A 9040-nucleotide genomic window follows, 5' to 3' on the forward strand; every position below is an offset into this window, starting at 1 on the left:
GGGCACCTTCTCCCAAAGGGAGAAGGAAAAGCGTTAGCGGGCGAGCCAGCCGCCGTCGACTGGGATCACCGTGCCGTTGACGTAGTCCGAGGCGCTGCTGGCCAGGAACACCGCGGTGCCGCCCAGGTCTTCCGGCACGCCCCAGCGGCCGGCCGGGATGCGGTCCAGGATCGCCTGGTTGCGCGCGGCGTCGGCGCGCAGCTGCGCGGTGTTGTCGGTGGCCATGTAGCCGGGGGCGATGGCGTTGATATTGACGCCCTTGGCGCCCCACTCGTTGGCCAGCAGGCGGGTGATGCCGGCGATGCCGGACTTGCTGGCGGTGTACGAGGGCACGCGGATGCCGCCCTGGAACGACAGCATCGAGGCGATGTTGATGATCTTGCCGCTGCCCTGGGCGATGAAGTGGCGGCCGGCGGCCTGGCACATGAAGAACGCGGACTTGATGTTGACGTTCATGACGTCGTCCCAGTCCTGCTCGCTGAAGTCCACCGCGTCGGCGCGGCGGATCAGCCCGGCGTTGTTGACCAGGATGTCGAGGCGGCCGAGCCCCGCCAGGGTCTCGTCGAGGATGCGCTGCACCGGGTCGATGCTGATCAGGTTGGCCTCGATGGCGACGAAGCGGCGGCCCAGCGCTGTGACCTTGGCCTCGGTCTCGGTGGGCGCGGCGATGCCGGCGGCGGCGATGTCGGCGCCGGCCTGCGCCAGCGCCACGGCGATGCCTTGGCCGAGGCCGGTGTTGGCGCCGGTGACCAGGGCGACCTTGCCTTCGAGACTGAACGGGTGGGTCATTGCGTGGACTCCTTGAGGGAATGCGGACGACGGGAATGGGAGCGGCGCGCGGGACGGCGGCCTACTTGAGCTGGCAGATGTCCAGCACGTGCATGTCGGTGTAGTCGAGGTTCTCGCCGCCCATCGCCCAGATGAAGGCGTAGTTGGCGGTGCCGGCGCCCATGTGGATCGACCACGGCGGCGACACCACGGCCTCGTTGTTCTGCACCACGATGTGGCGCTGCGCGTCCGGCTCGCCCATGAAGTGGTAGACGCGGTCGTTGGCGCCGAGGTCGAAGTAGAAATAGACCTCGCTGCGGCGGTCGTGCAGGTGCGGCGGCATGGTGTTCCAGACGCTGCCCGGCTTGAGCACGGTCAGGCCCAGCAGCAGCTGCGAGGACTGGCAGGTGGCCGGCACGATGTACTGGTAGATGGTGCGTTCGTTGCTGGTCTCCAGCGCGCCGCGGTCCAGCGCCACCGCCTCGGCGATCGACAGCCGCTTGGTGGCGAAGCGCGCGTGCGCCGGCGTGGAGGCCAGATAGAACTGCGCCGGGTTGGCCGCGTCGTCGGAGGCGAACACCACCTCGGCGCTGCCCATCGCCACGTACAGGCCGTCCTTCGGGCCCAGCGGATACACGGTGCCGTCGACGGTGACGGTGCCGCTGCCGGCGCCGACGTTGATCACGCCCAGCTCGCGCCGCTCCAGGAACGGGTGGCCGGCGGCCGAGGCCGGCTCGGTCTGCGCCGGCAGCGTCAGCGCCCGCGTGCGCGGGGCGGCGCCGCCGAGCACGAAGCGCTCGTAGTGGGTGTACTTCAGGGTCACCGCGTCGTCCACGAACAGGCCGTCGAGCAGGTAAAGGTCGCGCAACTGGTCGTTGCTGGCGCCCTTGATCGCGTCGGGATGGGTCGCGTAGTGGGTCTTGCAGTACAGGGACATGGGGCGCTCCAGTGCAGGCGACGGCATGTGGCAGCCCGCCACGGAAGACAGTCTAGCGGGTCTGGTAAACCGGTGTCATTCCGCAGTGCACGAAGGGCGGCGATTGGGGAGTCGGGATTCGGGATAAGAGCGCTGCGGCGCTCGCTGATGGCGTGCTAGCCGGGCGGCAGCGGCTGGCCGACGTCGATGCGGTTGCCGTCGGGGTCGGCGAAGACGAAGCAGCGCAGGCCGAAGTCGGCATCGCGGATCGCCTTGATGATGCGCACGCCCTGCGCCTGCAGGCCGTCGTACAGGGCCGCGGCGTCGTCGACGATCAGGTGGGCGACGTTGCTGGTGCTGCCGCGGTGGTCGGGACGCAGGGTCAGGTGCAGTTCGGCGTCGTCCTTCTTCAGGATCACGAAACCGACCGGATTGCCGTTCTGGAACACGCTGCGGAAGCCCAGGCGCTCGGTGTAGAAGGCGACGGCGCGGGCGATCTCGGCGACGGGCACGGTCGGCGCCAGGCGGCCGAAACGGACCGCGACGGGGGCGGGGATGGGGGACGACATGGCGAAGGCTCCTCGCAGGAAGGCCGCGCGGTCCGCCCGGGCGGTGCCGGAACGGAGCGGGCCTTCGATGGGCGGAGCGGTGTCCGCACGGTCGGCGGCAGTGTAGACCGTTTGCGGCGAGTCGGGAGGCGGTGGGGGACACGTGCCCTGGCCGACATGTGGGTGCGACGCATGGATGGCGTTGAAACGCGCACGCCCCGCGGTCAGCGGACGCTTCACTGCTGCCTGGGAACGGCTCCCGGTCTGCCGGGAATCGTTCGCCGCGGCAGTTCGGTTCGTGCGCGTCGCGGCTGAAGCCGCTCCCACAGGAATGCGCTGGGCCTCCCTGTGGGAGGGACTTCAGTCCCGACGACGGAGGGTGTCAGTCGGCTTTCGGCTTCGCTTGTCGCGTCTGCACGACCGTCAACTCCCCACAAAGCGCCGACACCCGCATTGCAGGTCGCTGACGCCGCTCCCGCAGCGGCGGATGCGCATGCGGCGGAGCCAGGCGAACTGCCTGGGCGAGAATCACGCATCTCGCCGTGTCGTCGCGAGCGCCTGGCAGGCCGCAAGCCTCCGTCTGCCACCGCGTGCTGCGGCGCGCCGCTGCGCTGCCGCGCTCAGTCTTCCGGCGGCTGGCAGGAGTCGCGCACGATCAGGTGCGGGCGCACGCTGGCCACCGCCAGCGACGGCGTGCCCTCGGGCTGGATCAGCATGGCCGCGGCGGTGCGGCCGGTGTCGCGGGTATGCCGGCGCACCGAGGTCAGCGACGGCCACAGCCGCGAAGCCAGCGGGCTGTCGTCGTAGCCGATGATCGACAGCTGGCGCGGGATGTTGATGTTGGCGCGCAGCGCGACCTTGTACACGCCGGCGGCCATTTCGTCGTTGCCGGTGAAGATCGCGCTGGGCCGCTGCTTGCCCAGCAACAGCTTCTCCGCGGCGGCCACGCCCGATTCGAAGGTGTAGCCGGCTTCGACGATGCGCGCCGGCGGCAGTTCGATGCCGCGCCGGGTCAGCGCGTCGATGAAGCCAGCGGTGCGCTCGTGCGCGGAGCGGTAGGCGCTGGGGCCGGTGATCAGGGCGATGTCGCGGTGGCCCAGTGACAGCAGGTAGTCGGCGGCCTCGGCGGCGCCGTCGCGGTCGTGGGTGACCACCATCTGCGAGGTGTCGTCCAGCGGCAGCGAGGCGATGCGGGTGTAGCGCACGCCGATGCCGGCGAGCATGTCGGCCAGGGCCTGGTCCTCGGAGGCGCGCGGCACCAGGATCACCCCGTGCAGCTTCTGCTGCTGCACGAAGCGGCGCACGCCCTCGATGTAGCCGGGACTGCGGCTGTCGCAGGGATGCACCACCAGCTCGAAGCTGGAGCCGCGCAGTGCGTCCAGCGCGCCGTACTGCATGTCCACGATGTACTGCGCGGTGGGGTTGTCGTAGACCATGCCGATCAGGAACGAGCGACGGAACGCCAGCCCGCGCGCCAGCGGGTCCGGCGCGTAGCCGACCTCGCGCATCAGCGCCTCGACCTTCTCGCGGGTGTCTTTGCGCACCAGCGGCGAGTTGTTGATGATCCGCGACACGGTCTTCTTCGACACCCCGGACAGGCGCGCGATGTCGTTGATCGTCGCGGCCTTGCCGTGGGCGGAAGCGGGAGCATCGACGGAACGGGGCTTGTTCGGCGCCATGGACGGAAAACCGGGCGAAAGAAAGGGGATTCTACTGGGTGTCATGTTCGCTCCTGCGCACGGTCACGGAAGCGGTGCAGGCGCACCGCCCCGGTGACCGGCCGCGGCGCCGCCAAGGCCGGCAGCGGCGATCGGCGCGAACGGCCCGCGGTCACCCGCCTGACGCGAGCCGGCGCCGCCGGGCCGGCTCAGGCGCGCAGCGCGCGCGGCAGCCACAGCGACAGCTCCGGGAAGAACGCCACGATCAGCAGCACGCACAGCGCCGCCAGCCAGAACGGCCAGATGGTGCGCATGCTCTGGGCCACGGTGATCTGCCCGATCGAGGTGCCGATGAACAGCACCGAGCCCACCGGCGGGGTGATCAGGCCGATGCCGCCGGCCAGCACCATCACCAGGCCGAAATGGATCGGGTCGATGCCGTAGGCCTTGGCTACCGGCAGGAAGATCGGCGTGCAGATCAGGATCTTCGGCGCCAGGTCCATGAACATGCCCAGCAGCAGCAGCATCACCACGATCATCAGCAACACGGTGTGCTGGCTGTGGGCGATGGACTGCAGGAAGTGCACCGCCGCCGCCGGTACCTGCAGGTAGGCCAACAGCCAGCCGAACACCGCCGCGGTGGCGATCACGAACAGGATCACCCCGGTGGTGCGCGCGGCATGCGTCACCGCGCCGAAGAACTCCGCCCAGCGCAGCTGCCGGTACAGCAGCGCGGTGACCAGCAGCGCGTACACCACCGCGATCGCCGCGCTCTCCACCGCGGTGAAGATGCCGGCGCGGATGCCGACGAAGATCAGCGCGACCAGGCCCAGGCCCGGCAGCGCGCCGACCAGGCGCAGCGCCACCGCGCGCCAGCCCGGGAACGCCTCGGTGCCGTAGCCGCGCGAGCGCGCCACCGCGTAGCCGGTGAGCATCATCGCCGCGGTCATCAACAGCGCCGGGACGATGCCGGCGGCGAACAGGTCGGCGATCGACAGGCCGCCGCCGGCCGCGGCCGAGAACAGGATCAGGTTGTGCGAGGGCGGGACCAGCAGCGCGACCAGCGCCGCGGTCATGCTCACGTTGACCGCGTAGTCGCGGTCGTAGCCGCGGTTGATCATCTGCGGAATCATGGTGCCGCCGACCGCCGAGACGTCGGCGATGGCCGAGCCGGACACGCCGCCGAAGAACAGCGAGGACAGCACGCTGACCTGGCCCAGGCCGCCACGCATGCGCCCGACCAGCGAGGACGCCAGCGCGATCAGGCGGTCGGAGATGCCGCCGCGCAGCATCAGTTCGCCGGCGAAGATGAACAGCGGGATCGCGATCAGCGACGCCGAGCCGCTGCCGGCGGAGATCTGCTGCACCAGCACCACCGCCGGCAGGTCCAGATACAGCAGCGTGGCCAGCGCGGCCGTGCCCAGCGCGTATGCCACCGGCACGCCGATCAGCAGCAGCACCACGAACAATCCCAATAGGATGGCGATGGCCATGCTCAGTTCCTCCCCATGGTGGTGCCCGGGCGCAGCACCCGCCAGGCCTGGTACAGCGCGAACACGCTCATCAGCGCGCCGCCGATCGACAGCGGCAGGTAGTTGATGCTCTGCGGCATCTGCGCGCCGGCCATCTTGATGTTCAGCCCGTCCAGCAGCAGCACCGCGCCCCACCACGCGATCACCGCACCGATGGCGGCCACCAGCAGCGGGCGCACCAGGTCGATGACGCGGCGCAGGCTGGCGTGCAGCGTCTCGGCCAGCAGGAAGAAGCCGAAGTGGCGACGGGTGTGCACGCCGGCGGCGGCGCCCAGGCTCATCGCCGTGCTCAGCAGCAGCAGCGTCACCGGCTCGGTCCAGCTCGGCGAGTCGTTGAGCACGTAGCGGGTGAACACCTGCCAGCCCTGCACCACCACCAGCCCGAGCAGGGCGGCGGCGGCGGTGCCGATGGCGAGGTTGGCGATCCGGTCCAGCAGCCGCTGCAGCGGCGGCACCGGGAGGGCGGGGGCGTGGTCGGTCATCGGCATGGGCTCAGGCGAAATCGCGAATGCGGCGGTAGAGGGCTTCGATCTCCGGCTGCTGCCGGTACTCGGCCAGCAGCGGCGCGGCGGCCTTGCGGAAGGCCGGCATGTCCACCTCGTTGATGGCCACGCCGTAGTCGATCACCTGCTGCCGCGCCTGCGCCTCGGAGGCGTCCCACAGCCGGCGCATCACCGTCACCGACTGCCGCGCCGTCTCCAGCACCAGCGCGCGCTGGTCCGGCGTCAGCGTCTCGAAGCTGCGCCGGGACATCACCAGCACGTCCGGCGCGTACGAGTGATCGCTCTGCGACCAGTAGTGCGCGGCCTCGAAGTGGCGGCTGGACTGGAAGCTGCGCATGTTGTTCTCGGCACCGTCGATCATGTGCGTTTCCATCGCCGAGAAGGTCTCGCCCAGCGACATCGGCGTCGGGTTGGCGCCGAGCATGCGCATCAGCTTGAGGAAGATGTCCGAGTTCGCCACGCGCAGCTTGAGCCCGTGCAGGTCCTTGGGCTGCCGCAGCGGATGCTTGGTGTTGTAGAAGCAGCGCGCGCCGGAGTCGTAGATCGCCAGCCCGACCAGGTCGCGCTGTTCGAAGCTGCGCAGGATGCTGTCGCCGACGTGGCCGTCGATCGCGCGGCGCAGGTGCGCCACCGAGTCGAACACGTACGGCAGGCACAGCGCCTGGGTCAGCGGGAAGGCGTTGTTCAGCGCGCCGGAATACACGCGGGTGATGTCGATGGCGCCGAAGCGCGCCATGTCGATCGCCTCCGCCTCGCGACCGAGCTGGCCGGAGTGATACTCGCGCAGGCGCAGGCGGCCGCCGGTCTTCTGCTCCAGGATCTGCCCGAACCAGCGCACCGCCTCCACGGTGGGGTAGTCGGCCACGTGCACGTCGGTGGCGGTGAGCAGGCGCGTACCGCTACCGCCGGCCTGCGCCAGCGCACCCAGCGGCACGCCGGCCGCGGCCGCCGCGGTCAGGCCCGCGCCCAGGAATCGTCTACGAGTGATCATGCTGCGCCCTCCCGCGCGTCATTGCCGTCGCCAGCCTAGGCCGCGACTGCCTTGCAGTGAAGTTCGCCGTAGCCGTCGAAGCGGATCGTCGCCTGCTGGCCGATGGCGATGTCGTGGATACCGGTGGCGTTGCCGGTGGCGATCAGCTCGCCGCGGCGCAGCGGCCGGCCACGCCTGGCCGAGCGCGCCAGCGCGAACGCGAACGCCGCACGCAGGCCGCCCGGCAACAGCGTGGCGCCGCCGGTGCCCACGCACTGACCCTCGATCCAGGTCTCGGCGCGCAGCGCGGTCTCGTCCAGCGCGGTCCAGTCCGGCACCTGCGGCCCCAGCAGCAGGCCGTTGTTGTTGCCGAAATCGGAGATCACCACGCGCGGCCCCAGCTGGTTGATCGTGGCCAGCGGGCTGCTCGCCACCTCGACGCCGACGAACAGCGTCGCCGGCACCTGCGCGGCCTGCTGTGGAGTCCAGTCCAACTGGTCGGCCGGCACGTCCGCGTCCAGGCGCAGTACGTACTCGGCCTCGACCGCGCCGAAGCCGCCGTCGAACACCGGGATGTCCGTTGTTCCACCGGTAGCATTCCACAGCGCAGCCGCGAAGATCGGGCCCAGCAGGCGCTCGTCCCCGGAGTGGTCGCGACGCTCGGCGGCGATGTAGCCGACCTTCCAGCCGACCACACGGTCCGGCCATTGCGCGATCGCCAGGTCCTGCACGCGATAGGCGGTCTCCAGATCGTCGGGGATGACACCGGGGAAATCGGGCAACGAGCGGCCCTGGCGACGGGCCTGGACGAAGCGGGCCGCGATGTCGGCCAACGCGGGCGGTGGCGTCTGCGACGGGCCGGAAGAAAGGCTCAAGGGCATCTCCGCAAGGAATGTGGGGGATCGGAATTGCTGCGCCGCGCATCGACAGCGCGTTGCGCCGTTGTATATGGTAAACCGGTGTCATTGGCAATGTGCGGTGCGGCAAAAGGCCGGGAATCGGGAATCGGGAATCGGGAATCGGGAATCGGGAATCGGGAATCGGCAACAGCAACAGCAACAGCAACAGCGATACAGCGCCATGCGTTGGCGCAGGCGGCGCGCACACTGGGGCCATCGTGCCCTCGGCCACGCGCCGCGGGTTTCTTCCATCCACGACGAGATCTCGATGATGTCGGCCCGACTCCTCGCCACCCGCCTACGTCCCGCCGAACCACTGTCCCCATCCTGCGGCGGGCGCCGGCCCCGCTCCGGCATCGCCCTGCTGGCGGCGCTGTGCCTGTTGCTGGGCGCCCTCGGCCCGGCGGCAGCGGCCGAGCGCGCGGCCAGCGAGAGCGCCGCCGAGGTGGCGGCGCGGCTGCCGCTGTGGCCCGGTCCGGCGCCGGGGTCGACGGCCGGCTCCGAGCAAGCGCATCTGGTCGAGCGCAGCGACGACCCGGCCCTGCCCGATCGCGCGCTCAGAGGCCGCTATCAGCCCTATCTGGTGGTGTACCGGCCGAAGACGCCGAACGGCAGCGCCCTCCTGGTCGCGCCCGGCGGCGGCTATGCGCGCGTGGTGCTGGACAAGGAAGGCACGGCCTTGGTGCCGATCTTCGCCGAACAAGCCGGCATCACCCTGTTCGTGCTGCGTTACCGGCTTCCCGACGCAGCCGTCGACGGCGCCGCGGCGCGCGACCAGCCGCTGGCCGACGCGCAGCGCGCGCTGCGCCTGATCCGCGCGCATGCCGCCGATTACGGCGTGGATCCGCAGCGCATCGGCGCGATCGGCTTCTCCGCCGGCGGCCACGTCGCCGCCAGCCTCGGCGCCCGCTACGACGACGTGGTGTATCCGGCGCGCGATGCGATCGACCGGGTCAGCGCGCGGCCGGATTTCCTGTTGCTGCTGTACCCGGTCATCGACATGGGTAGCGGCACCGCGGCGCACACCGGCTCGCGGCTGCGGCTGCTGGGCCGCCATCCGGACGCGGCGACCATGGCCGCCTACTCGCTGCAGAACCGGGTGCATGCCGGCATGCCGCCGACCTTCCTGGTGCACGCGCAGGACGATCCGGTAGTGCCGGAAGAGAACAGCCTGCTGTTCTACCAGGCGCTGCGCCAGGCCGGGGTGCCGGCCGAGCTGCACCTGTTCGCGCACGGCGGCCATGGC

General features: G+C 70.5%; 9 protein-coding genes. 1 reads left to right on the top strand and 8 read right to left on the bottom strand.

Going from position 1 to position 9040, the window contains the following annotated elements:
• Nucleotides 1–33: 33 nt before the first annotated feature.
• From kduD to CEK69_RS20595, 8 genes are all read right to left on the bottom strand, one after another.
• Nucleotides 34–789, bottom strand: a complete 756-nt coding sequence (gene kduD / locus CEK69_RS20560; protein WP_152247654.1) for a 2-dehydro-3-deoxy-D-gluconate 5-dehydrogenase KduD — start codon at nt 787–789, stop codon at nt 34–36.
• A 61-nt stretch (nt 790–850) separates the two neighbouring features.
• Complete coding sequence (gene kduI, locus CEK69_RS20565) at nt 851–1705, bottom strand: 5-dehydro-4-deoxy-D-glucuronate isomerase (RefSeq protein WP_152247656.1); 855 nt, start codon at nt 1703–1705, stop codon at nt 851–853.
• A 155-nt stretch (nt 1706–1860) separates the two neighbouring features.
• Nucleotides 1861–2253, bottom strand: a complete 393-nt coding sequence (locus CEK69_RS20570; RefSeq protein WP_152247658.1) for a VOC family protein — start codon at nt 2251–2253, stop codon at nt 1861–1863.
• A gap of 599 nt (nt 2254–2852) precedes the next feature.
• Entirely contained in the window at nt 2853–3911 is a 1059-nt protein-coding gene (locus CEK69_RS20575; RefSeq protein ID WP_017907811.1) for a LacI family DNA-binding transcriptional regulator, read from the bottom strand.
• A gap of 188 nt (nt 3912–4099) precedes the next feature.
• Nucleotides 4100–5383, bottom strand: coding sequence for a TRAP transporter large permease (locus tag CEK69_RS20580; protein WP_017907812.1), 1284 nt, complete (start codon nt 5381–5383; stop codon nt 4100–4102).
• A gap of 2 nt (nt 5384–5385) precedes the next feature.
• A complete protein-coding gene (locus tag CEK69_RS20585; RefSeq protein ID WP_193314053.1) occupies nt 5386–5904 on the bottom strand; it encodes a TRAP transporter small permease in 519 nt (172 codons plus the stop codon).
• Nucleotides 5905–5914: 10 nt separating this feature from the next.
• Nucleotides 5915–6916, bottom strand: coding sequence for a TRAP transporter substrate-binding protein (locus CEK69_RS20590; protein ID WP_017914540.1), 1002 nt, complete (start codon nt 6914–6916; stop codon nt 5915–5917).
• A gap of 35 nt (nt 6917–6951) precedes the next feature.
• Complete coding sequence (locus CEK69_RS20595; protein ID WP_226975247.1) at nt 6952–7770, bottom strand: 2-keto-4-pentenoate hydratase; 819 nt, start codon at nt 7768–7770, stop codon at nt 6952–6954.
• A 295-nt stretch (nt 7771–8065) separates the two neighbouring features.
• Between CEK69_RS20595 and CEK69_RS20605 the strand changes: the two genes are divergently transcribed.
• On the top strand, nt 8066–9040 hold a 975-nt coding region (locus tag CEK69_RS20605), incomplete at its 3' end, for an alpha/beta hydrolase (protein WP_226975248.1).

The sequence above is a fragment of the Xanthomonas sp. LMG 12462 genome (assembly GCF_009192885.1).
Classification (GTDB): Bacteria; Pseudomonadota; Gammaproteobacteria; order Xanthomonadales; family Xanthomonadaceae; genus Xanthomonas_A; species Xanthomonas_A sontii.